Source organism: Pseudonocardia sp. NPDC046786, from assembly GCF_040645415.1.
Lineage (GTDB): Bacteria > Actinomycetota > Actinomycetes > Mycobacteriales > Pseudonocardiaceae > Pseudonocardia > Pseudonocardia kongjuensis.
Map to the genome: position 1 here is coordinate 41,839 of NZ_JBEYYF010000001.1, position 22,255 is coordinate 64,093.

Genomic DNA, 22,255 nt, shown 5'->3' on the forward strand with positions numbered 1-22,255 from the left:
GGTACGGGTGGCTCAGCGGGCGGTGAACCCGCCGTCGACGCGCAGCTCGGCGCCGTTCACCATCGCCGCCTCGGCCGAGGCCAGGTACACCACGGCCGCGGCGACCTCGGACGGCTCGGCGAACCGCCGGGCGGGGATCTCGGCGCGGTGCGCGTCGCCGGCCGGGTTGTCCCAGACCTCGCGACCCAGCGCGGTGAGCACGACGGTCGGCGACACCGCGTTCACGGTCACCCCGTGCGGCCCCCACTCCACGGCGAGGGTGCGGGTGAGCCCGTTGATCCCGGCCTTCGACGCGCAGTAGGCCGCATGCTTCTCCAGCCCGCTGCTCGCCGCCTGGGACGCCAGGTTCACGATCCGGCCGTGGCCCTGCTCCACCATCACCCGGCCGGCGGCCTGCGCCATCAGCCACGATCCGGTCAGGTTGACGTCGAGGGTCCGGCGCCACTCGTCGACACCCAGCTCCTGCGCGGGCGCGAGCAGCGCCAGCCCGGCCGAGTTGACCAGTACGTCGAGCCGGCCGTGCCGGTCGAGCACCTCGTCCACGCAGGCGCGCACCGAGTCCGGGTCGGCGACGTCCACCCGGTGCGCCGAGGTGCACCCGCCGAGCCCGTCGGTGCGCAGGTCGGCCCCGGCGACGACGGCGCCCTGCGCGGCGAGCGCGCCCGCCACCTCGGCGCCGATCCCGGAGGCGGCGCCGGTCACCAGGGCCACCCTGCCCGTCAGGTCGAACATCAGCAGTCCGTCCCCACCGTCCCGGCCGCGGCGGTGCGCTCGCCGTCCCGGCGGTCGTAGCCGTCCAGCGCGGCGACCTTCTCGGCCGACGCGGACCGCGGGTCGAACCGGTGGTCCAGCCAGTCCGAGGCGAGCTTGCGGGCCAGCTCGATGCCGACCACGCGCTGCCCGAAGCAGAGCACCTGGGCGTCGTTGGACTTGACCGAGCGCTCCACCGAGAACGGGTCGTGCGCGGTCACCGCCCGGATGCCGGGCACCTTGTTCGCCGAGATCGCGACGCCGAGCCCGGTACCGCAGACCAGCAGCGCGCGATCGGCCTCGCCGTCGGCGACCTTGCGGGCCGCGGCCACCCCGATGTGCGGGTAGGCGGTGTGCCCGTCGGCGGCCACCCCGACGTCGATCACCTCGGCGACCCGGTCGTCGGCCTGCAGATCGGCCTTGAGCCGTTCCTTGTAGCCGAACCCGGCGTCGTCGGCACCGACCACGATGCGCAGCTTGTCGCTCATCCGTCCTCCAGAACTCGTCCGACCGCGGTGACGATCAGCGCCAGCGAGGTCGCCCCCGCGTCGGGCGTCCCCACGCTCTTCTCGGCCAGCGGCCGGGCGCGCCCGATCCGCGGGCGCAGCTCGGCGGTGTCCCGCGCGCCCGCCGTCGCGCTGTCCGCGGCGGCGGTCCAGGCGGTGGCGAGGTCCGCGCCCGCCGCGACCCGTCGCTGCAGTTCGTCGGCGAACGGCAGCAGCGCGTCGAGCAGCGTCTTGTCGCCCGGCCGGGCCCCGCCGAGCTGCTCGATGGTGCTCGCGAACTCGCGGACGCCGGCGGCGACGACGTCGGCCGGGTAGCCGTCCGCGGAGTCGCCGAGATGCCGGCCGAACGACTCCAGCGCGGCCCCCCAGAGCACGCCGGAGGTGCCGCCCGCTCGCTCGGCCCAGGCCTGGCCGGCCTGCTGGAGCAGCCAGCCGCCGCCGACCTCGGGACCGAGGTCGGCGATCCGCGCGGTCGCCGCGGTGATCCCCTTGAGCATGCCGCGGCCGTGGTCGCCGTCCCCGGCGACGGCGTCGATCCGGCCGAGCTCGTGCTCGTGCTCCCGGACCGTCGCCTCGACGGCGGCGAGCGCGTCACGCACGGTGCCGGCCAGCCGGCGGGCGGCCTCGCCCGCCTCCGGCGCGGTGACGGCGGCCCGCGCGCCGGCCAGCTCGTCGCTGCTCGGGGCGCGCAGCCCGGCCAGCGGCGCACCGGCCTTGCGGTAGGCGGGGGTGTAGGCGTCGGCCCGCCACAGCGGGTCCAGCTCGTCGTCGAGCCACATCAGGGTGAGCGAGCAGCCGCCCATGTCCAGGCTGGTCACGAGCTCGCCGACCTCGGGGTCGATGATCTCGTACCCGGCGTCGCGCAACCGTCGCGCGACGTGCCCCCAGAGCAGGAACAGCTCCTCGTACTTGGTCGTCCCGAGTCCGTTGAGGATCGTGCCGACCCGGCCGGTCGCGCCCGCCGGGGCGGCCTTGAGCAGCTCGTCGACCAGGAGACCGGCGAGCTCCCGGGCCGGGAGCATCGGCACGTCCCGGATCCCGGGCTCGCCGTGGATGCCCAACCCGAGCCCGAGGTGACCGTCCGGCACGGTGAACAGCGGCTCGTCCTCCCCCGGCATGGTGCAGCCGGAGAAGGCGACGCCCAGGGTGCGGGTCGCGGAGTTCGCGGCCCGGCCCAGGCGCTCCACCTCGTCGATGTCGTGGCCCTGCGCGGCAGCCGCGCCCATCACCTTGAACACCGTGAAGTCGCCGGCGATGCCGCGGCGCTTGCGTTCCTCGTCGGCGGAGGCGACGTCGTCGGTCACGACGACGATCCGGGCGTCGATGCCGTCGGCGCGCAGCCGCTCCGCGGCGATCCCGAAGTTCATGACGTCGCCGGCGTAGTTGCCGAAGCTGAAGATCACGCCCCGGCCCTGGTCGGCGGCCTTCCCGACGGAGTACGCCTGGGCCGCCGACGGCGAGGTGAAGATGTTGCCGACCACGGCGCCGTGCGCCAGCCCGGGCCCGACCGTCCCGCAGAACGCCGGGTAGTGGCCCGATCCGCCGCCGATCACCACCGCGACCTGCGGGTCGTCGCCGCGGTGGGCGACCACGCCGCCGTGCACCCCTCGGACACGGTCGGCGTAGAGATCGAGGAAACCGGCGAGCTGGTCGTCGGCGAACTCGGCCGGGTCGTCGTAGATGCGGGTCATGGGCGCTCACCCACTCCGGCGGAGTCGGCCGAGGTGGGCAGGTCCTCCGCGCGCTGGGGGACGTCGAGCCAGTACATCATCACGAAGGCGGCCCCGTAGAGGGCGACGAAGGCCCAGACGACGCCGACGTTCCCGGTCCCGAGCGCCAGCATGATCGCGACGACCGCCGCGCCCAGGAAGGCGGCACCGCCCGCGGCGGTGGTGTACATGGCCATCGCGGCTCCCTTGTGGTCGGGTGCCAGCGCGGGCATGATCGCGCCCATCGGGACGAACCCGGCGAGCAGGCAGCCGAAGACGCAGCCGGCCGCGACGGAGACCCAGAAGCCCCAGGTGGAGCCGGCCGGGACGGCCTGCGGCACGTACCACCAGAGCAGCAGACCCAGGGCCGAGCCGAACACGCCGAACCACTGCACGGTGCGGCGCCAGCCCCACCTGTCGCCGACCCAGCCGAACACGGCGTTGACCAGGATGTTCGTCGCGTAGACGAACACGGTCATGGTCAGCCAGCGGTTCTGGCCCCAGCCGAGGTCGACGGCGATGACGGTCGGCAGGATGACGAACATGCCGTACTGCGGCGCGGTGTTGATCAGCCGCACCAGGAAGCCCATCAGGATCCGCGGGTTCTTCGCGGTCAGCCGCAGCCCGGCGGTGAGCACCTGGGCGTTGGTCTCGCCGGCCGGGGCGAGGCGCCGGTGGGCGTGTCCCTCGTGGACACCGAAGTGGCAGATCGCCCAGCCGGCGACGACCAGCGCGGTCGCGCCGACCATCGCGGCGGTCTCGCCGCCGGTCCCGCCGCCGAACGCCGGGATCATGCCGATCGCGAACACCGAGCCCAGGGTGGGCAGGCCGCCGGTGAACATCACGTAGAACCAGCCGACGGCGGCGCCGTTGCGGGAGTACGGGGTGACCGCGGTGACCCACACCAGGAAGGCGAAGGCGAACAGCGGGTAGCCGAAGCCGCGCAGGAAGTAGGTGATGGTGACGCCCCAGAAGCTCTCCGCCTGCAGGCTCAGCAGGAAGAGCACCTCGAACACGACCCAGACGACGACGCCCAGGGTCATCACCCGGCGCGGCCCCCACAGGTCGGCGAGCGCGCCCGCCAGGTAGCTGGCGACGAGCACGGCGAGGCCGTACATCGAGATGATCGTGGCGACGGTGGCCTCGGGCGAGCCGAGGACCGCCTCGATGTGCGGCGAGATGAAGTTCGACTCGGTGCCGTTGCCGGTCATGAAGACCAGCAGGCCGAGGAATCCCCAGCGCAGCGAGTGCGGGATACCGAGCCGGTCGAGGAAGGTCTCCTTCACGTCCGGCCCCTCACGCGTTCGGGAGGATCGAGACCTTCACCGACGCACCGGAGGTGTCGCCGACCAGGTCGAGGGCCTTCTGGAACTCCGCGAGCGGCACCTGGTTGGTGCAGATGTCGGCGACCGGCAGCTTGCCGTCCTCCAGCATCTTGATCGCGGCGGGCCAGCAGTGCGGGCCGAGGTGGGCGCCGCGGACGTCGAGCTCCTTGTCGTCGGAGATGATCGACCAGTCCACCGTCACGTCGGACCCGAAGACCGAGTACTCGACGAAGGTGCCCAGCTTGCGGAGCAGGTTGAGGCCCTGCGCGACGGCCGGGACGGCGCCGGAGCCCTCCAGGTAGACGTCGGCGCCGTAGCCCTCGGTCAGCTCCCTGACCCGGGCGACGGCGTCCTCCCGGCCGATGTTGATCGTGAGATCGGCACCGGTGCGCCGGCCCAGCTCCAGCTTGTCGTCGTCGAGGTCCAGCGCGATCAGCAGCCGCGGGTTCTTGGCGCGGGCGCCGGCGATCAGGCCCAGCCCGATCGGGCCGCAGCCGGCGACGACCACCACGTCGTCGAAGGAGATGGTGGCCCGCTCGACCGCGTGCAGCGCGCAGGACAGCGGCTCGGCGAACGCGGCGTGCTGCGGCTCCAGGTCCGGCGAGACCCGGTGCACCCGGGCGCGGGTCGGGACCAGCATGTACTGGGCCATCGCGCCGTTGAAGTTGCGGAAGCCGAACATGTCGTGCGGCCCGCACATCCAGTACTGGCCGCGCAGGCAGTAGCGGCACTCCTCGCAGGGCACGATCTGCTCGCAGGCGACCCGGTCGCCGAGCGCGACGCCGTGCCGGGCGAGCCCGGCGTCGTCGCCGCCGACGATCCGGCCGACGAACTCGTGGCCCGGGGTTACGCCGGTCTGCGCCCAGGCGGGGCGGTTCTCGTCGCCCCAGAACTTGGCGGCGCCGTGGTAGCACTTGAGATCGCTGGCGCAGACGCCGACGGCCTCGACCTGCATGAGCAGCTCTCCCGCGTCCGGCTTCGGGACGTCCACCTCCTCCAGCCGGTAGTCCTCCGGGCCGTGCACGACGACGGCCTGCATCCGGGCGGGAATCGCTGTATCGACAGCCACGGCAGAACCTCCATTGGTGCCATGCGGATCTCTGCATGAACGCTGGTTCTGAGCATGCGTTCTGTTGTGAACATCCGTCAACACATCGGTTCCAGGATGAACAAACGTGCAGTACGGTGGTGCGGCAGGATCGGCCACGACGAAGGGAGGCCGGCGATGGCGCCGCGTGGGCCCACCCGCCGCGACCTGGCCCTGATGCACCGGGCGGCGCGGCTGTACTACCTCGACGACCTCAACCAGGCCGCGATCGCGGAGCGGCTGACGGTGTCCCGGCCGACGGTGTCCCGGCTGCTCGCCGAGGCCCGGCGGGTCGGCATCGTCCGGATCACCGTGCACGACCCGGACACCCTGGCCACCGGCGGCGACGACGCGGTCCGGCTGGCCGCGGCACTCGGCGTCGAGCGGGTGTGGCTGGCGCCGTACACGGCGGACCCGCTCGGCCCGGCGCTCGCCGAGCCGGTCGGCGAGGCGCTGCGCGAGGCCGCGCTCGCCCCCGGCGACGTGCTGCTGGTGTCCTCCGGCCGGACCGTGTGGGAGATCAGCCACGAGGCGCTGCCCGCGTTCCCCGGCTGCGAGATCGTGCCGACCGTCGGCGGCGTCGCCGAGCCGGAGGCGTGGCACCAGACCAACGAGATCACCCGGGCGCTCGCCGAACGGATGCAGGCGCACCCGCACTTCCTGTTCACCCAGGCCATGCCGTCACCGGCGATGCGGCACACGCTCGCCGAGGACCCCGAGTTCCGGCGGGTCACCGGGTTCTGGGGCCGGGCGCAGGCCGCGCTGGTCGGCGTCGGGGCGCCGCCCGCCGGGCGCGAGTCCATCTCCACCTCGGTCCCGCTGGACGACGAGGGGCTGCGCGCCGGCGCCGGCGACGTGTGCCTGAACTTCTACCGCGCCGACGGCGGCGAGATCGCGTTCCCGGGCAGCGACCGGATGGTCCGCATCTCCCCCGACGAGCTGCGGAAAGTGCCGCGGACGATCGCGGTGGCCGTCGGGGCGGAGAAGGTGCCGAGCATCGTCGGCGGGGCGCGGGCGGGGCTGTTCAACCGGCTCGTCACCGACGCCCCGACGGCGCGGGCGCTGCTGGAGGCGCTGGGCGGGGGGTGAGACGGCGCCGGCCGGGGCGCGGCTGCGCGGTAGCGTGAGCCGATGCGTGCATCGGGCGATGCCCTCACCGTCGGTGAGCGGATCGCGTTCTACCGACGACGGCGCGGCTACACCCAGAGCGAGCTCGCCGGACTGGTCGCACGAGCCGGGACGTGCACCGGCGAACCGCCTAGCCCGTCCCGGGCTGCTCGCGGCGCTGCTGGCCGAGCACGTCGCAGACCGTCCGGCCGGATCCGGGGTCGTTCCCCGGTGCCGTTCGTGTCCCGGGGTACTCCGCGGCCGGCCTGTCTGGCCGTGCCGGACCGGTGAGATCGCCGAACGCGCGGCTGCGCGAGTCAAGCTCGCGCGGAAGGTGGCCGACAGACTGGAGGAACTCCGACGAAACGGCATCGACCCGCTGTCCGACGACCGGGACATGCCGTCCGGACCGCCGCGGCCACACCCCGGAGCACCACGGGCCCCGTCCAGCGTCAGCTCGGCAACAGCTCGCGAAGCTCCTCGGCGTGGCCCCGCATCAGGTTCCGTGCCTGCACCAGATGATCGGCCGCCGCGATGACGCGTTCCTGGTGCAGCTCCTCCGCGGGCGGCGATCCGACGGTCGCCGGGGCGTAGTGGGCGAACCACTCCCGCACCGCCGCCCACGAGTACAGCCCCTCCCGGGCCGCCGGGAACCCGCCCGGTCCGCGCCGACCCGCTGCGAGCAGCCGGATCGACTCGCGGCTCCGGCCGACCCGTTCGGCGATCACCGGCAGCTCGACGAGATCCGGGGAACCGACACCGGACACCGGCAGCCCTGCCCGGTCCAGCGCCCGCAACGCGGACGCGATCGCCACCGGCAGACTCGGCGCGTCACGCGAGATGTGCAGCAGGGTCCGATCGGACTCGACCTCCGGGGTGGAGTCGTCGAACCCCGCCTCGTACAGGGCGTCCAGCTCGTCGTCATCGAGAGCTCCGTCGATGACCAGGGTGAAGTCGTGGATGCTCATCGGCCCTCCTCGTGGCGGTGGCTCACCGCACAGCGGCGGATCTGCCGAGCGGTGTCCTCAGGTACACGCGGGGTCGACCAGATCGCAGGCTTCGTACCGCAGTCGGTGCAGACCAGCACACCCCAACGGTGCCCCTTGTGGATCTCGTCGACCCGCCGCCCGGGACGGGCGACATCGGCGAGCGCCACAGGGATGGGAGCCTTCGGGTGCCACCCTCTGCTGACCACTCGGGAACGCTACCAGTGATGTTGCCATGCGACAACACCCGCCGGAGGAGGCCTCAGCCGGTGACCGGCGACTCCCAGGCCGTCCCGGTGATCCTCCGGTACACCTCGGCGTAGCGGTCCTGGACGACCTCCACCACGTCGTCGGGCACCTCCGGGCCGGGCGCGGTGCGGTCCCAGTCCAGGCCCGCCGACCAGTCGCGCACGTACTGCTTGTCGAAGGAGAACTGCGGGCGCCCGGGCTGGTAGGAGTCGGCGGGCCAGAACCGCGACGAGTCCGGGGTGAGCACCTCGTCGCCGAGGACGATCTCGCCGTCGGTGTCCCGGCCGAACTCCAGCTTGGTGTCGGCGACCAGGATGCCGCCGGCGGCGGCCGACTCGGCGCCGCGCCGGTAGACCTCCAGGGTCAGCGCGCGCAGCCGCTCGGCGGTGTCCGCGCCGACCAGCGCGACGACGTCGTCGAAGGTCATGAACTCGTCGTGCTCGCCGACCGCCGCCTTGGTGGTCGGGGTGAAGATCGGCTCGGGCAGCCGGGAGCCCTCGACGAGGCCGTCCGGCAGCCGCACGCCGGAGACGGTGCCGTCCTTCTGGTACTCCTTCAGGCCCAGCCCGGTGAGGTAGCCGCGGGCGATGCACTCCACCGGCAGCATGTCCAGCGGGCGGCAGCGCACTGCCCGCCCGGCGAACGCAGCCGGGATGTCGTGCGTGCCGATGACGTGGTTGGGGACGAGATCGGCGGTCCGGTCGAACCAGAACAGCGACAGTGCGGTGAGGATCGCGCCCTTGTCCGGGACCGGGGTCGGGAGCACCACGTCGTAGATCGAGAGCCGGTCGGAGGCGACCAGCAGCAGCTGCGCCGGATCCACCGACTCGTCGAGATAGAGCTCGCGGACCTTGCCCGAGTGGATCAGCCTCACAGGATCCCCCCGGGGGTGTAGGCGGCCGCCTCCGGGTTCTTGGCGGTGATCGCCGCGATCCGCTCGGTGACCGCGGCGACCTGCGCGGCCGCCGCCCCGGTGAAGCGCAGCGGATCGTCGAGCAGCCCGTCGAGCGTGCCGGCGGGGAGCCCGAGCCGGTCGTCGGCGGCGAGCCGGGCGAGCAGGTCGTTGCCGGCCTGGCCCTGCTCGCGCATCGCCAGCGCGACGGCGACCGCGTGCTCCTTGATCACCTCGTGGGCGGTCTCCCGGCCGACCCCGGCCCGCACGGCGGCCATCAGCACCGCGGTCGTCGTGAGGAAGGGCAGGTAGCGGTCCAGCTCGCGGGCGATCACCGCCGGGTAGGCGCCGAACTCGTCGAGCACGGTCAGCGTGGTCTCGAACAGGCCGTCGAGCGCGAAGAAGGCGTCCGGCAGGGCGACCCGGCGGACGACGGAGCAGCTGACGTCGCCCTCGTTCCACTGGGCGCCGGCCAGGTCCGCGGTCATCACCGAGAGCCCGCGCAGGATCGTCATCAGGCCGTTGATGCGTTCCGCGGAACGCGCGTTCATCTTGTGCGGCATGGCGGACGACCCGACCTGCCCCGGGGCGAAGCCCTCGGTGGCGAGCTCGGCGCCCGCCATCAGCCGGATCGTGGTGGCCAGCGACGACGGGGCCGCAGCGAGCTGCACCAGCGCGGTGACGACGTCGTGGTCCAGCGAGCGCGGGTAGACCTGGCCGACGCTGGTGAACGCCTCGGCGAACCCGAGGTGCGTCGCGACCCGCTGCTCCAGCTCGTCGAGCTTCGCCGGGTCGCCGTCGAGCAGGTCCAGCATGTCCTGGCTGGTGCCCATCGGGCCCTTGATGCCGCGCAGCGGGTAGCGCGAGCGCAGGTCCGCTAGCCGGGCGTGCGCGACGAGCAGCTCGTCGGCGGCCGAGGCGAAGCGCTTGCCCAGCGTGGTCGTCTGCGCCGCGACGTTGTGGCTGCGGCCGGCCATGACCAGCTCGGCGTACTCGGCGGCGCGCCGGCCCAGCCGGGCCAGGACCGCGACCGTGCGGTCGGCGACCAGCTCCAGGGACAGCCGGATCTGCAGCTGCTCGACGTTCTCGGTGAGGTCCCGGCTGGTCATCCCCTTGTGCACGTGCTCGTGGCCGGCGAGGGCGTTGAACTCCTCGATCCGGGCCTTCACGTCGTGGCGGGTGATCCGCTCGCGATCGGCGATCGAGGCCAGGTCGACCTGCTCGACGACGGCCTCGTAGTCGTCGATCACCGACGACGGCACCTCGATGCCCAGGTCACGCTGGGCGCGCAGGACCGCGATCCACAGCCGTCGCTCCAGCGCGATCTTGTACTCGGGGGACCAGAGCCGGACCAGCTCGGGACTCGCATAGCGCGCGGCCAGCACGTTGGGAATCACGTGGCGCGATGATAATCGCTGGTCGGACGGGTGGGGCGGCCGGGAGCCCCGGCTCACACGGACTGCTCGCCGATCGCCTCGCGCAGCGCGTCGCGGGCCACCCCGCGCGGATCCTGCTCGGCCTCGATCAGGGCGGTCAGCACCATGCCGTCGACCAGCGCGGTCACCCGGCGCACCTCGCCCGGCCGCGGACGGCGGCCCGCCGTGCGGGTGAGCGCCTCGTCGAGCAGCGAGTCGAACTCGACCCGCTGGGCGCGCAGCAGCCCGGCCAGGAACGGCCGGTGCCCGGAGCCGATCAGCCGCTCGAACCGGCGCAGCACCGCACCCAGTCCCTCGTTCCGCGAGCGCGGGCCGAGCAGCAGGTCGAGCACGATCTCGGCCGGGTCGTCCCGGATGTCGAGGCAGCGGCGCGCGTCGGCCAGCTCCTCGCGGCCCAGCTGATCCAGGCCGGCGCCGACCAGGTCCTCCAGCGAGGAGAAGTAGTAGGTGGTCGCGGCCAGGGGCACCCCGGCCCGCTCGGCGACGGCACGGTGCCGGATCGCGTCGAAGCCCCCCTCCGCGAGCAGCTCGGCAGCTGCCGCGACGAGCAGCGCGCGCCGCCGCTCACCCTTCTCCGTCTGTTTACCGGGGGCCGCCATGGGGCCATCCTGCCTGCCGCGGCGGCATTCTTTCGAGTGAGTTGCCCCGCGTCTCCTCTCCCAGGTGAGGGCGTCATCCGTGACCTTTTCGTGACCCTGCCGTGTCGCGCCGGACGCGGATGACCGACACTGAGGGCGTGCGCCCGTCACCTCGCAGCCGCCGAGCCTCGCGAAGCCCACTGCGCGGCGCCCCCGCGGTGGATCCGGCCGAGCCGATCGACCTCCGCTCGGACACCGTGACCGCACCGACGCCCGCGATGCGCAAGGCGATGGCGGCCGCCGAGGTCGCCGACGACGTGCTCGACCGCGATCCGACGATGCGCGAGCTCGAGGAGCGGGTCGCCGGCCTGCTCGGCGCCACCGACGCACTGTGGACGCCGACCGGGTCGATGGCGAACCTGATCGCGCTGATGAGCCGGCTCGGCCGCGGCGAGTCGTTCCTGGCCCCGCTCGGCGCGCACGTGCTCGACTTCGAGCTCGGGACGGCCGCCTGGCTGGCCGGCGGGATGCCGCGGCCGCTGCCGCACGACGGCGGCCCTGGCAAGATCACCCCGCACGCGGTGCGGCGGGCCGCGGTGGACACCGCCGACAACGGCTCCTACGCCGCGCTCCGGCCGACGCTGCTCTGCCTGGAGAACACGCACAACTCGGCGGGCGGCACGGTGACCGCGCCCGAGGAGCACGCGGCCGTCGCCGCGGCCGCCCGCGCCGCCCGGCTCTCGGTGCACCTCGACGGCGCCCGGCTGTGGAACGCCGCCGTCGCGCTCGGTGTGCCGCCCGGCGCGCTCACGGTCGGCGCGGACACCGTCGCGGTCTGCCTGAGCAAGGGTCTCGGCGCCCCGGTCGGGTCGGTCGTCGCCGGATCGGCGGAGTTCACCGAGCAGGCCCGGCGGCTGCGCAAGATGCTGGGCGGCGGCGTCCGGCAGGGCGGCGTGCTGGCCGCGGCCGGGCTGGTCGCCCTGGAGGACGTCGACCGGCTCGCCGAGGACCACGCGCTGGCCACCACGCTCGCAGCGGGCCTGCGCGAACGCGGCTGGCGGGTCCGGGAGCCGCAGACCAACATCGTGCTGCTCGACGTCGCCGACCTGCGCGGCACGATCGCCGCGTTCCGCGAGGCCGGGGTGCGCGCCGGCGCGATCGCCGGGAAGCTGCGGCTGATGACCCACCGGGACATCACCGAGCGGCACATCGCCGCCGCCCTGGACCGGATCGGGGAGGTCGGCCCGGCCAGCACCGGGTCGCCGGGGGCGCCGCCCGCCCATCTCGGCCGCTCCCGCGACGTGCCGGAGCAGACGCCGCGCACCGCACTGGGCTGACCAGCGCCTACCGGCCGGTCACACCCAGGCGCGCAGCCGGTCCAGCGCCGCGGTGATCCCCTCGGACGTCCCGGCGCAGGAGAACCGCAGGTAGTCCCCGCCGTCGACCGGATCGAAGTCCGGCCCGGGCGCGACCGCGATCCCGGTCTCGTCGAGCAGCCGGTAGGTCAGCGCCATCGAGTCCTCGCCGGGGCGCAGCAGGTGCGCGACGTCGGCGTAGACGTAGAACGCGCCGTCGGCCGGTGCCAGCCGGTCGATCCCGATACCGCGCAGCCCGGCCAGCAGCAGGTCCCGGTTGTGCCCGTACCGGACGACGTGCGCGTCCGCCTCGGCGTAGCTCGCCTCGTCGAACGCGGCCAGCGCGGCGTGCTGCGGCAGCGCGGGCGGGCAGACGGTGAAGTTCCCGGCCAGGCCCTCGACGGTGCGGCGCAGCCGCGGCGGGCAGACCAGCCAGCCCAGCCGCCAGCCCGTCATCGAGAAGTACTTGGAGAACGAGTTCACCAGCAGCGCCTCCCGCGAGGTCTCCCAGGCGCAGGCCGTCGCGGGCGAGCCGGGGAACGTGATGCCGTGGTAGATCTCGTCGCTGACCAGCTGGATCCCGCGGCCCTCGCAGTACGACGCGAGCGCCGCCAGCTCGGCCGGCTCCAGCACGGTGCCGGTCGGGTTCGCCGGGCTGGCCAGGATCAGGCCCTTCACCGGCTCGTCGAGCTCCTCCAGCATCGCGACGGTCGGCTGGAACCGGCTCTCCGGCCCGCACGGCAGCTCGACGACCTCGCAGCCCAGCGCGCAGAGGATGTTGCGGTAGCAAGGGTAGCCGGGGCGGGCCAGCGCCACCCGGTCGCCCGCGTCGAACGCGGCCAGGAAGGCCAGCAGGAACCCGCCGGACGAGCCGGTGGTCAGCACGACGTCATCCGGGTCGACGGTCACGGCCGCGGTCCGCCGGTAGTGGCCGGCCACGGCGGCGCGCAGCTCCGGGATGCCGGGGGCGACGGTGTAGCCGAGCACCTCGGAGTTCAGCGCCTCGGCGGCGGCCCGGCGGACCGGCTCGGGCGCCGGGGTCGACGGCTGCCCGGCCGAGAGGTTGATCAGGTCGCCGTGCGTGCGGGCCCGCTGCGCGGCGGCCGCCCAGACGTCCATCACGTGGAACGGGGCCACCGCGGCCCGGGCGGCGACGGTGAGCTGGGAGGCGGTCGATCCGGTCACCGGTCGAGGGTAGGCCGGTGGACCTGCGCCGGACCCGGCACCTCCGCCGCCGTGGGGGTGCCGGGCCCGGATCACACCGGTGCGCGGGCCGGGAGCCCGCCCCGTGCGGGGCAGAACCCGCGCGGTGTCACTCCGCCGCGGCGAGGCCCAGCTCGTCGAGGGCGGCACCGACCTGCGCGCTGGTGTCGGCGACCGCGGCGTCGAGGTACTCGGCGACCGGGGTCAGCTCGGCGGCCTGGGCCGAGCCCGTGAACGCCAGGGTGGCGAGCGGGGCGGCGATCGCGGCACCGACCAGGGTCAGGGCGCGACGACGACGGGCCGGCTGGGGAGCGTTGGCCATGATGGATCCTCCTGTGTCTCGAGGGCACCGGCTGTGCCCCCGTGACACGGAACGATTCCGCCCCGCACCGGATCGATCAAACCATGATGTCCGGTTTTACACCGTGTTCAAGATCTTTCTACACGGCCCGCGGCAACGACCAGGGCCTCGACAAGATCGTCCTGGTCAATCGGCTTGTTACTCCATTTAGAGCAAGGTCGCTGCGCCATACAGCGGTAACCTCTCGGCAACATCATCCCGGAATGTGGACCTCGCCGCGCTCGGCCCTGAGCCCGATATCGGTCCGGTGGTGCGATCCGGCGAGCCGGACCGGGGCCAGCCGCGCGTACGCGTCGGCCCGCGCGGCGGCCAGATCGGCGCCCGTCCCGACCACCGACAGCACCCGCCCGCCGGAGGACACGACCGCGCCGTCGTCCCGTCGCCGGGTGCCGGCGTGCAGCACGCCCTCGCCGTCCGCGCCGGTGATCACGTCGCCGAGCCGCGGGGTCGCCGGATAGCCCTCGGCGGCGACGACGACGGTCACCGCGGACCCGTCCGACCACTCCGGCGCCGGCTGCTCGGCGAGCGTCCCGGTCGCCGTCGCGTACAACAGCCCTGCCAGCGGCGTGCGCAGCAGCGCCAGCACCGCCTGCGTCTCCGGGTCGCCGAAGCGGCAGTTGAACTCGATCACTGCCGGGCCCTGCGAGGTGAGCGCGAGACCGGCGTAGAGCAGGCCGGAGAACCGGGCGCCGCGCTTCTCCAGCTCGACCGCGACCGGCCGGACGATCTTCTCCACCAGCTCGTCGGTCAGGTCGGCGCCGGCCCACGGCAGCGGGCAGTAGGCGCCCATGCCGCCGGTGTTCGGGCCGGTGTCGCCGTCGCCGACCCGCTTGAAGTCCTGCGCCGGCAGCAGCGGCACCACGGTGGAACCGTCGACCAGACAGAACAGCGACGCCTCCGGGCCGTCCAGGAACGACTCGAGCAGCGCCGGATGGCCCGCGTCGAGCAGGCTCAGCGCGTGCGCCCTGGCGATCTCGATGTCGTCGGACACGACGACGCCCTTGCCGGCGGCCAGGCCGTCGTCCTTCACCACGTACGGTGGGCTGAACACGCTCAGCGCGGTGTCCAGGTGCGCGGGGTTGTCCACCACCACCGAGGACGCCGTCGGCACGCCGGCCGAGCTCATCACGGACTTCGCGAACGCCTTCGAGCCCTCGATGCGGGCCGCCTCGCGGCCCGGGCCGAAGCACCGGATCCCCGCGGCCCGGACCGCGTCGGCAGCACCGTTGACCAGCGGTACCTCGGGTCCGATGACGACCAGGTCCGCCTGCCAGGTCCGGGCGACCGACACGACGGCGTCGTTGTCGGCCACGTCCAGACCCAGCTGCTCGGAGACCGCCGCCGTCCCCGCGTTGCCCGGGGCGCAGGCGAGGGCCGTCACCCCCGGGTCCTGCGCCAAGGACACCGCGATGGCGTGCTCGCGCGCGCCGCTTCCCACGACCAGGATTCGCACGGTCGTCGAGCGTATCTGCGCATGTCCCGGGCCGCGCCACCGGCATCGGTCCGGGTGCTGGAGCGCCGTCCGGGCCGGGGTGCTCCCGACGCCCGGGGACGGGCTCAGCCCGGGGTGCCGGCCAGCCGGTCCAGGATCAGCCCGGTGACCCGCTCCGGGCGCTCCTGCTGCGGGAAGTGCCCGGTGCGCGGGAGGGCGTGGTGGTCGAACCCGGCACCGGCGAACCGGCGGGTGCGGCGCATCGTGGTGTCCAGCACGCAGGGATCGTCGGCGCCGTGCACCTGCAGCACCGGGACACCGACCGGGCCGGACACGGCGCGGGCGAACCGGTGGCCCTCCGGGCGGAACAGCGACCGCACCGCCCACCGGTAGTACTCCAGCGCGCAGTGCGCGACGGCGGAGATCCGGATCGCCTCCCGGTTCCGGGCCACCGCACCGGCGAAGTCCGCGGTCGTCGCCCACTCCGGCCCGGCCCAGGCGCGCATGATCGCCTCGACCCGGGCGCCGCGCCCGGCCCGCAGCGAGCGCTCCGGCAGCCGCGGCACCTGGAAGCCCGCCATGTACCGGCTGGCCCGGCCCTGACCGAGCGGATCGCGCAGCACCGCGTCCCGCATCGTCACCGGGTGCGGGGCGCCGAGCGCGGTCAGCGAACGCACCAGCCGCGGGTGCAGCGCCGTCACGCTCCAGGCGATCGCCGCACCCCAGTCGTGCCCGACGACGTGCGCCCGCCGCTCCCCCAGCGCCCGGATCAGGCCGGCGCAGTCACCGGCGAGGGTCCAGAGGTCGTAGCCGCGTGGGGGCTTGTCGGTGTCGCCGTAGCCGCGCAGGTCGGGGGCGACGGCGTGGAAGCCGGCGTCGCCGAGCGCGCGCAGCTGGTGCCGCCAGGTCCACCAGAACTCGGGGAAGCCGTGCAGCAGCACCACCAGCGGGCCGTCGGCGGGGCCGTGTTCGGCCACGTGGATCCGGATGCCGTTGGCCGACACCGCACGATGCCTCCACGGACCGTCGATCCGCACCACCGCGGGATCGGCCGGCCCGTCGCGGCCCACCTGCGGGTCAGCCCGCTGCGGCGTGCCGTCCGGACGGGCCGTCGGTCAACTCGCGCACGTTGTCACCGCCGCGGCCGCGCTGGGACAGCACCTGGGCGGAGTCCTTCAGCGAGTCGATGGTCCGCTCCGGCTTGCGGATCTTGCGGACGCGCAAGTAGCCGAGGAAGCCGAACAGCCCGGCGAGCAGCAGCATGACCAGGAACGTGATGCCGAACCCGGCCGCCCGGTTGAGCCACAGCGACAGGAACTCGGCCAGGGTGAAGAACAGGTAGAACAGGCTGAACAGCGCGATCACCGCAGCGATCACGAAGAAGACGCTGCCCTGGACACCCTTCTTCACCTCGGCGGTGACCTCGGCCTTGGCCAGCTCGACCTCGGACCGGACCAGCGTGGACAGGTGCGTGGTGACGTCCTTGGCGAGCGCCCCGAGGGACGCGTCCCGCGGCCCCGGCTCCGGGGAGAGCGGGATCGAGGGCAGGACCGGCGGAACCTCCGCGTTGCCCGACTGGCTGTTGCTGGCCACCGTCTTCCCTCCTGCGCTCGGCGATCAGTGAGCCGCCATCGTGCCACGGGGGACCATCGCCCGCTCGCCCGCGCCACGCCGGTCCCGGCTCCTCACTCGTCCGGGCGGCCGCGCAGCTTCTTGATCTGCCCCCGCCGGTTCTTCGCGTCCAGCCTGCGGCGTTTCGACCCGGCGGTGGGACGGGTGGGCTGCCGGGTGCGCGGTTCGGGGGCCGTGGCCTGCCCCAGGACGGCGGCGAGTCGCGCGCGGGCGGCCTCCCGGTTGCGGAGCTGGCTGCGGTGCTCGGCGGCGACGATCGTCAGGACGCCGCCGGCCAGCCGGTTCCGCAGCCGCTCCAGCGCGCGTGCCCGCAGGTCCTCCGGGACGCTCGGCGAGCCGGCCAGGTCGAACGACAGCTCGACCCGGGAGTCGGTCGTGTTGACGCCCTGCCCGCCCGGCCCGGAGGCGCGGGAGAACCGCCAGGACAGCTCCCGTTCGGGCACGACGAGGCCGCGCCGCACCCGTATCCCGTCGGAGTCCACGACGGGCATGGTGACACCGACGGCCCCGGACGCGACGATCGCGCCGGGGCCGCCGGGTCACCGCTGCGGGGTCACTCCTCCTTGGAGTCCTTCATGCCGGTGGAGATCAGGTCCATCACCGACGAGTCCGCCAGCGTCGAGACGTCGCCGACCTCGCGGTTCTCCGCCACGTCGCGCAGCAGACGGCGCATGATCTTCCCGGAGCGGGTCTTCGGCAGCTCCTCGACGACCATGATCTGGCGCGGCTTCGCGATCGGGCCGATCTCCTTCGACACGTGGTCGCGCAGCGCCTTGATGGCGTCCTCGCCGCCGTCCTTCGCCGCGCTGCCGCGCAGGATGACGAACGCGACGATGCCCTGCCCGGTGGTCTCGTCGGACGCGCCGACGACCGCGGCCTCCGCCACCGTGGGGTGGCTGACCAGCGCCGACTCCACCTCGGTGGTGGAGATGCGGTGCCCGGACACGTTCATCACGTCGTCCACCCGGCCGAGCAGCCAGATGGCGCCGTCGTCGTCGTACTTCGCGCCGTCACCGGCGAAGTAGTAGCCCTGCTCGGCGAACCGGGACCAGTAGGTGTCGCGGTAGCGCTCGTTGTCGCCCCAGATCCCGCGCAGCATCGACGGCCACGGCTGGTCGAGCACCAGGTAGCCGCCCTCGCCGTTGCCGACCGGGGTGCCCGAGTCGTCGACGACGGTCGCCGAGATGCCGGGCAGCGGCCGCATCGCCGAGCCCGGCTTCGTCGCGGTGACGCCCGGCAGCGGGGCGATCATCTGCGAACCGGTCTCCGTCTGCCACCAGGTGTCGACGATCGGGCAGCGCTCCTTGCCGATCTTCTCCCGGAACCACATCCAGGCCTCGGGGTTGATCGGCTCGCCGACCGTGCCGAGCACCTTCAGCGACGACAGGTCGTACTTGGCGGGGATGTCCTCGCCCCACTTCATGAACGTCCGGATCAGCGTCGGCGCCGTGTAGTAGATGGTGACGCCGTACTTGTCGACGATCTCCCAGTGCCGGCCCTCGTGCGGGGTGTTCGGGGTGCCCTCGTAGATCACCTGGGTGGCGCCGTTCGCCAGCGGCCCGTAGACGATGTAGGTGTGCCCGGTGACCCAGCCGATGTCGGCGGTGCACCAGTAGACGCTCTCGCCCGGCTTGTGGTCGAACACGACGTTGTGGGTGTACGCGGACTGCGTCAGGTAGCCGCCGGAGGTGTGCAGGATGCCCTTCGGCTTACCCGTGGTCCCCGAGGTGTAGAGGATGAACAGCGGGTGCTCGGAGTCGAACGACTCCGGGGTGTGCTGGTCGGAGGCCGAGTCGACGGCGTCGTGCCACCAGACGTCGCGGCCGTCGGTCCACGGGACCTCGGTCTCGGTGCGCTTCACGACGAGCACGTGCTCGATCGTGGTGCCCGCGACGGCCTCGTCGGTGTTCTCCTTCATCGGCGCCGGCTTGCCGCGCCGGTACTGGCCGTCGCTGGTGATCAGCAGCTTCGCCTCGGCGTCCTCGATCCGGGCCTTCAGCGCGCCCGGCGAGAACCCGCCGAAGACGACGCTGTGCAGCGCGCCCAGCCGGGCGCAGGCCAGCATCGAGAAGACCGCCTCGGGGATCATCGGCAGCTGGATCGCCACCCGGTCGCCCTTGCCGACGCCGAGCGCGGCGAGCGCGTTCGCGGTCTTGGAGACCTCGCGCTGCAGGTCGGCGTAGGTGATGGTGCGGGAGTCGCCGGGCTCGCCCTCCCAGTGGATCGCGACCCGGTCCCCGTTGCCGGCCTCGACGTGCCGGTCGGCGCAGTTGTAGGCGACGTTCAGCTCGCCGCCGACGAACCACTTCGCGAACGGTGCCTCCCATTCCAGGACGGTGTCCCAGCGCTTGGTCCAGTGCAGGCGGTCGGCCTGCTCCGCCCAGAACCCGTCGCGGTCGGACTCGGCACGCTCGTACCACTCGGCGGTGGCGTTGGCCTGAGCCGCGAACTCCTCGGGCGGCGGGAACGAGCGGCTCTCGGTGGACAGTGCGCTCAGTGCTGAGCTGGTTCCTGAGCTCTTCTCGGACTCGGCCATGTCCTCGTGTCCTCCTTGACGCGGCGTGATTCCGGCCTCTCGGCCTGCGTACCCACCAGGGTGCGCACGTGTGCGTGACGACGCTAGTGAACCGGATGGCGCCGTGCACCGTCCGACGGGACGGGTGGTTTCCGCACCGACCGGCGGGCGGCGGCGTCGTCCCAGGTCATCGGGGTTGCGACAGGCCGACGACGACCGTGGCGCATCGGCGAGGCCGCGGACCGGCGGCCGACGGACGGCCGACCGGCGGACGACGAACGGTCCACTGCGTACGGAGCCGGGCGGGAGAGCCGGTACCCGAGAGTAGGGCACCGCTTGCGACGATGACACGCATGGCCCGTCCCCCGACCGACGACCCGCTGGCCCCGCTCACCGGCCTGCCCGGCGTGCCCGAGGCGGTCGCCCGGGCGCGGGACGCGACCACCGAGGTGCACAACCGGCCGGTGAACCGGCGTGGCTGGCCCGCGACGGCCGCCGAGGCCGCGCTGCGTGCCGCCCGGTCGTCGGCCGCGCTGGACGGTGCCCCGCTGCGGCCCGCGACCGCCGATCACGTGTCCGATCCGGTGCTGGCCGGGGCGGTCCGGATCGCCGACGAACGCGCTCGGCTGCTGGAGGTGTGGGGCCGGGCGCCGCTGCAGGCGCTGGCCCGGCTGCACGTGCTCGCGGCGACCGAGCTGGTGCCGGCCGAGGAGCACGAGGCGCTGCTGGGGCGGCCGCGGCCGGGGGCGTCGGCCCGGCTCGCCGGGCTCGCCGACCTGCTCGGCGGCGGCACCTCGGTGCCGGCCCCGGTGCTGGTCGCGGTGGTGCACGGCGAGCTGCTGACACTGCGCCCGTTCGGCACCGCGGACGGAGTGGTCGCCCGCGCCGCCGCCCGGTTGACGGCGATGTCGTCCGGCCTGGACCCGCGCGGCCTGTCGGTGCCGGAGGTGGGGTTCCTGCGCCGGCCCGCGGAGTACCGGGAGGCGGCGGAGGCGTTCGGGTCCGGGACCGCCGACGGGGTGGCCCGCTGGATCGTGCACCTGTGCACGGAGTGGGAGGCCGGTGGCCGCGAGGGCCTCTCGATCGCGGCGGCCCAGTCGGTCTGACACCCGATCGGCCCGGACAGTGAGCCGGGCGGCGTCCCCTGGGGGGACACCGCCCGACCCGACGCGCGGTCCGGGTTCCTGGCGTGCACTACGTGTCGTGTACGACGGCCTCGGCGCCCGGCGTCCCGGTACGCAGGCCCACGACGACATGCCTCCCGCGGCGTGCTCGGCGTGGAGTGCCCGGCTCACGCGTACGGAGCCCGGCCGGGGGAGACGGGTTCTTCTCCTCCGAACCGCCCCTGGCCTGACCGGGGTCCGTGACCCCGTTCCTAGACCTGTCGGGGCCGTCGGGCAACCCTCGCGCGCAGGTGCACCGGTTCAGCAGCGATCCGTGACCGGCCGGATCACCCACCCGCGCGGCGGCGACGCACCGGACGGCGGTCGCGGCCGATGAGTTCCGACCGCCCGGGCGGTCGGAGAGGGGGAACGGGCCACCGACGAGAGGGCGCAGAGATGACCACCACCGGCGAACCGCAGCTGATCACCACCGAGCCGGCCGTGACGGCCGTCGTGCGCGGGGTGGTACCCGCGCCGGAGCTGCCCGCGTTCTACGACCGGGCGTTCGGGGTGCTCCCGCGGACCGTCGCCGCGCAGGGCGTCACGGTCGTCGGTCCGGCGTTCGGGCTCTACCACGGGCTGCCCGGCGCGCAGTTCGATCTGGAGGCCGGGTTCCCGACCGACCGCGCCGTGCAGGCCGAGGGCGACGTGCTCGCCGGCGAGCTGCCCGGCGGCCGGGTGGCGCGGTTCGTGCACGCCGGGTCGTTCGACGGGCTCGGCGCCGCCTGGCAGCGGCTCGGCGAGTGGATCACCGCGCAGGGCCTCACCCCGGGCGGCACGTTCTGGGAGGTCTACCTCACCGAGCCGACGCCGGACACCGACCCGGCCGACCTGCGCACCGAGCTCAACTGGCCGGTCGGATGAGCGGACGGGGGCGCCGTCGTCCCCTGGCCATCCCGGCCACCGCGAGCACCGCGAGCCCGGCACCGGTCGCGGCCGCGATCCGGGTCCGGCGACCGGCCGGTGCGGACGGCCGGACCGGGGCCCGGCCGTCGGTTCCGTCGGCGGCGGTACCCCGGCCGGTTGCGCCGGCGGCCGTACCCCGGCCGGCTCCGCCGGGGGTGAAGCGGTCGGCGAGCCGGTCCCGCAGCCGGAACAGCCGGTCCCGGCGGGACGCGGCCCGGACGAACCCGAGCACCGGCCAGCCGCGTTCCCGGGCGATCGCCCGCAGCTCGCGGTCCGGGTTCACCACGGCCGGCCTGCCGACCGCCTCCAGCAGCGGGAGGTCGGTGATCGAGTCGGTGTAGGCCGCGCACCGGTCCAGGTCGAGCCCGAGCTCGGCGGCGATCTCCCGGGCGGCCTGCGCCTTGCCCTCGCCGTAGCAGTAGAAGTCGATGTCGCCGGCGTAGCGGCCGTCCTCGGTCCGCATGGTCGTCGCCCGGAAGCGGTCGACGCCGATCAGTTCCGCGATCGGCTCGACGACCTCCAGGCCGGACGCCGACAGCAGCACGATCTCGGCTCCCTGCGCACGGTGCCGCTCGATCAGGCGCACCGCCTCCGGGTACACCAGCGGGCCGATCACCTCCTGCAGCGTCTCCGCGACGACCGCCCGGACGCGCTCGACCTCCCAGCCCTGGCAGATCAGCACCATCCGCCGGCGCAGGGTGTCCATCGTGGACGCGTCGGCGCCGGCGAGCACGAGCAGCAGCTGCGCCCACGCGCCGCGGGCGACGGTGGCCCGGTCGACCAGCCCGTGCCGGGCGAACGTCCTGGCGAACGCCAGCGCGCTCGATCCGGCGATGATCGTGTTGTCCAGGTCGAGGAAGACGGCCCGGGGGGCGGGTTCGGCGGTGCTGGTGGGCGCGTCGGACACGTCCACCAGCCTGCCCGGTGGGCGACCGGCCGCGCACCGCCGCCCCCTCCGGCCGGGGCCGGACCGTCATCCGGACGCGCTCACCGGTCCCCGCCCGGTTCACCCTCCTGCACCCCTCCGGCGCGCCGCCGCCGGAACCGGTCGGCGCAGGCCACA

General features: G+C 74.0%; 21 protein-coding genes. 4 read left to right on the forward strand and 17 right to left on the reverse strand.

Annotated features, from left to right (window positions below; all coding sequences use genetic code 11):
- Positions 1-12: 12 nt before the first annotated feature.
- The 5 genes from ABZ881_RS00235 to ABZ881_RS00255 are packed head-to-tail and all read right to left on the reverse strand — an operon-like array spanning position 13 to position 5,359.
- Complete coding sequence (locus ABZ881_RS00235) at positions 13-732, reverse strand: GolD/DthD family dehydrogenase (protein WP_358480508.1); 720 nt, start codon at positions 730-732, stop codon at positions 13-15.
- Positions 732-1,238, reverse strand: coding sequence for a ribose-5-phosphate isomerase (locus ABZ881_RS00240; protein WP_358480510.1), 507 nt, complete (start codon positions 1,236-1,238; stop codon positions 732-734). Before ABZ881_RS00240 ends, ABZ881_RS00235 begins: the two co-directional genes overlap by 1 nt.
- Positions 1,235-2,947 carry a dihydroxyacetone kinase family protein gene (locus tag ABZ881_RS00245; protein ID WP_358480511.1) on the reverse strand — a complete coding sequence of 571 codons (1,713 nt, stop codon included), beginning with the start codon at positions 2,945-2,947 and terminating at the stop codon, positions 1,235-1,237. Before ABZ881_RS00245 ends, ABZ881_RS00240 begins: the two co-directional genes overlap by 4 nt.
- On the reverse strand, positions 2,944-4,251 hold the full coding sequence (locus tag ABZ881_RS00250; protein WP_358480513.1) for an RbtT/DalT/CsbX family MFS transporter: 1,308 nt from the start codon (positions 4,249-4,251) through the stop codon (positions 2,944-2,946). Before ABZ881_RS00250 ends, ABZ881_RS00245 begins: the two co-directional genes overlap by 4 nt.
- Before the next feature lie 10 nt (positions 4,252-4,261).
- A complete protein-coding gene (locus ABZ881_RS00255) occupies positions 4,262-5,359 on the reverse strand; it encodes an alcohol dehydrogenase catalytic domain-containing protein (RefSeq protein ID WP_358480515.1) in 1,098 nt (365 codons plus the stop codon).
- A 156-nt stretch (positions 5,360-5,515) separates the two neighbouring features.
- On the opposite strand from ABZ881_RS00255, the gene ABZ881_RS00260 reads away from it, so the two are divergent.
- Positions 5,516-6,466 carry a sugar-binding domain-containing protein gene (locus ABZ881_RS00260; protein WP_358480517.1) on the forward strand — a complete coding sequence of 317 codons (951 nt, stop codon included), beginning with the start codon at positions 5,516-5,518 and terminating at the stop codon, positions 6,464-6,466.
- Between the two features lie 470 nt (positions 6,467-6,936).
- Here the strand turns inward: ABZ881_RS00260 and ABZ881_RS00265 are convergent, their stop codons facing one another.
- The 4 genes from ABZ881_RS00265 to ABZ881_RS00280 form a co-directional block, all read right to left on the reverse strand.
- On the reverse strand, positions 6,937-7,452 hold the full coding sequence (locus ABZ881_RS00265; protein WP_358480519.1) for a hypothetical protein: 516 nt from the start codon (positions 7,450-7,452) through the stop codon (positions 6,937-6,939).
- 280 nt (positions 7,453-7,732) lie between these two features.
- On the reverse strand, positions 7,733-8,593 hold the full coding sequence (locus ABZ881_RS00270; protein ID WP_358480521.1) for a phosphoribosylaminoimidazolesuccinocarboxamide synthase: 861 nt from the start codon (positions 8,591-8,593) through the stop codon (positions 7,733-7,735).
- On the reverse strand, positions 8,590-10,008 hold the full coding sequence (purB, locus tag ABZ881_RS00275) for an adenylosuccinate lyase (protein ID WP_358480523.1): 1,419 nt from the start codon (positions 10,006-10,008) through the stop codon (positions 8,590-8,592). The genes ABZ881_RS00270 and purB overlap by 4 nt, the downstream gene beginning before the upstream one ends.
- Before the next feature lie 53 nt (positions 10,009-10,061).
- Positions 10,062-10,646: a TetR family transcriptional regulator gene (locus ABZ881_RS00280; protein ID WP_358480526.1), complete on the reverse strand. Its 585-nt coding sequence runs from the start codon at positions 10,644-10,646 to the stop codon at positions 10,062-10,064.
- 119 nt (positions 10,647-10,765) lie between these two features.
- Here ABZ881_RS00280 and ABZ881_RS00285 point away from each other — a divergent pair, with 119 nt between their 5' ends.
- Positions 10,766-11,962: a GntG family PLP-dependent aldolase gene (locus tag ABZ881_RS00285; protein WP_358480528.1), complete on the forward strand. Its 1,197-nt coding sequence runs from the start codon at positions 10,766-10,768 to the stop codon at positions 11,960-11,962.
- Positions 11,963-11,980: 18 nt separating this feature from the next.
- On the opposite strand, the gene ABZ881_RS00290 is transcribed toward ABZ881_RS00285, so the two are convergent.
- From ABZ881_RS00290 to acs, 7 genes are all read right to left on the reverse strand, one after another.
- Positions 11,981-13,165: a pyridoxal phosphate-dependent aminotransferase gene (locus ABZ881_RS00290; protein ID WP_358480530.1), complete on the reverse strand. Its 1,185-nt coding sequence runs from the start codon at positions 13,163-13,165 to the stop codon at positions 11,981-11,983.
- A gap of 127 nt (positions 13,166-13,292) precedes the next feature.
- Positions 13,293-13,505, reverse strand: coding sequence for a hypothetical protein (locus tag ABZ881_RS00295; protein WP_358480531.1), 213 nt, complete (start codon positions 13,503-13,505; stop codon positions 13,293-13,295).
- A 232-nt stretch (positions 13,506-13,737) separates the two neighbouring features.
- Positions 13,738-14,997 carry a phosphoribosylamine--glycine ligase gene (purD, locus tag ABZ881_RS00300; RefSeq protein ID WP_358480533.1) on the reverse strand — a complete coding sequence of 420 codons (1,260 nt, stop codon included), beginning with the start codon at positions 14,995-14,997 and terminating at the stop codon, positions 13,738-13,740.
- A gap of 104 nt (positions 14,998-15,101) precedes the next feature.
- Entirely contained in the window at positions 15,102-15,980 is an 879-nt protein-coding gene (locus ABZ881_RS00305) for an alpha/beta hydrolase (protein ID WP_358480535.1), read from the reverse strand.
- Between the two features lie 73 nt (positions 15,981-16,053).
- Positions 16,054-16,569, reverse strand: a complete 516-nt coding sequence (locus ABZ881_RS00310) for a phage holin family protein (RefSeq protein ID WP_344024954.1) — start codon at positions 16,567-16,569, stop codon at positions 16,054-16,056.
- A 92-nt stretch (positions 16,570-16,661) separates the two neighbouring features.
- A complete protein-coding gene (gene arfB, locus ABZ881_RS00315) occupies positions 16,662-17,090 on the reverse strand; it encodes an alternative ribosome rescue aminoacyl-tRNA hydrolase ArfB (protein ID WP_358480537.1) in 429 nt (142 codons plus the stop codon).
- A gap of 71 nt (positions 17,091-17,161) precedes the next feature.
- Positions 17,162-19,144, reverse strand: a complete 1,983-nt coding sequence (acs, locus tag ABZ881_RS00320; protein ID WP_358480539.1) for an acetate--CoA ligase — start codon at positions 19,142-19,144, stop codon at positions 17,162-17,164.
- Between the two features lie 332 nt (positions 19,145-19,476).
- On the opposite strand from acs, the gene ABZ881_RS00325 reads away from it, so the two are divergent.
- Together ABZ881_RS00325 and ABZ881_RS00330 are read left to right on the forward strand one after the other, a co-directional pair.
- Positions 19,477-20,229: an oxidoreductase gene (locus ABZ881_RS00325; RefSeq protein WP_358480541.1), complete on the forward strand. Its 753-nt coding sequence runs from the start codon at positions 19,477-19,479 to the stop codon at positions 20,227-20,229.
- A gap of 453 nt (positions 20,230-20,682) precedes the next feature.
- Positions 20,683-21,150, forward strand: a complete 468-nt coding sequence (locus ABZ881_RS00330) for a GyrI-like domain-containing protein (protein ID WP_358480544.1) — start codon at positions 20,683-20,685, stop codon at positions 21,148-21,150.
- Here the strand turns inward: ABZ881_RS00330 and ABZ881_RS00335 are convergent.
- Complete coding sequence (locus ABZ881_RS00335) at positions 21,131-22,099, reverse strand: HAD family hydrolase (protein ID WP_358480546.1); 969 nt, start codon at positions 22,097-22,099, stop codon at positions 21,131-21,133. The genes ABZ881_RS00330 and ABZ881_RS00335 overlap by 20 nt on opposite strands.
- Positions 22,100-22,255: the final 156 nt, after the last annotated feature.

Bases quoted from the DNA above. Each gene is read 5' to 3' on its own strand.
- ABZ881_RS00235 (WP_358480508.1), bottom strand. From the start codon at position 732: ATGTTCGACCTGACGGGCAGGGTGGCCCTGGTGACCGGCGCCGCCTCC.
- ABZ881_RS00240 (WP_358480510.1), bottom strand. From the start codon at position 1,238: ATGAGCGACAAGCTGCGCATCGTGGTCGGTGCCGACGACGCCGGGTTC.
- ABZ881_RS00245 (WP_358480511.1), bottom strand. From the start codon at position 2,947: ATGACCCGCATCTACGACGACCCGGCCGAGTTCGCCGACGACCAGCTC.
- ABZ881_RS00260 (WP_358480517.1), top strand. From the start codon at position 5,516: ATGGCGCCGCGTGGGCCCACCCGCCGCGACCTGGCCCTGATGCACCGG.
- ABZ881_RS00265 (WP_358480519.1), bottom strand. From the start codon at position 7,452: ATGAGCATCCACGACTTCACCCTGGTCATCGACGGAGCTCTCGATGAC.
- ABZ881_RS00280 (WP_358480526.1), bottom strand. From the start codon at position 10,646: ATGGCGGCCCCCGGTAAACAGACGGAGAAGGGTGAGCGGCGGCGCGCG.
- ABZ881_RS00285 (WP_358480528.1), top strand. From the start codon at position 10,766: ATGACCGACACTGAGGGCGTGCGCCCGTCACCTCGCAGCCGCCGAGCC.
- ABZ881_RS00295 (WP_358480531.1), bottom strand. From the start codon at position 13,505: ATGGCCAACGCTCCCCAGCCGGCCCGTCGTCGTCGCGCCCTGACCCTG.
- acs (WP_358480539.1), bottom strand. From the start codon at position 19,144: ATGGCCGAGTCCGAGAAGAGCTCAGGAACCAGCTCAGCACTGAGCGCA.
- ABZ881_RS00325 (WP_358480541.1), top strand. From the start codon at position 19,477: ATGGCCCGTCCCCCGACCGACGACCCGCTGGCCCCGCTCACCGGCCTG.
- ABZ881_RS00330 (WP_358480544.1), top strand. From the start codon at position 20,683: ATGACCACCACCGGCGAACCGCAGCTGATCACCACCGAGCCGGCCGTG.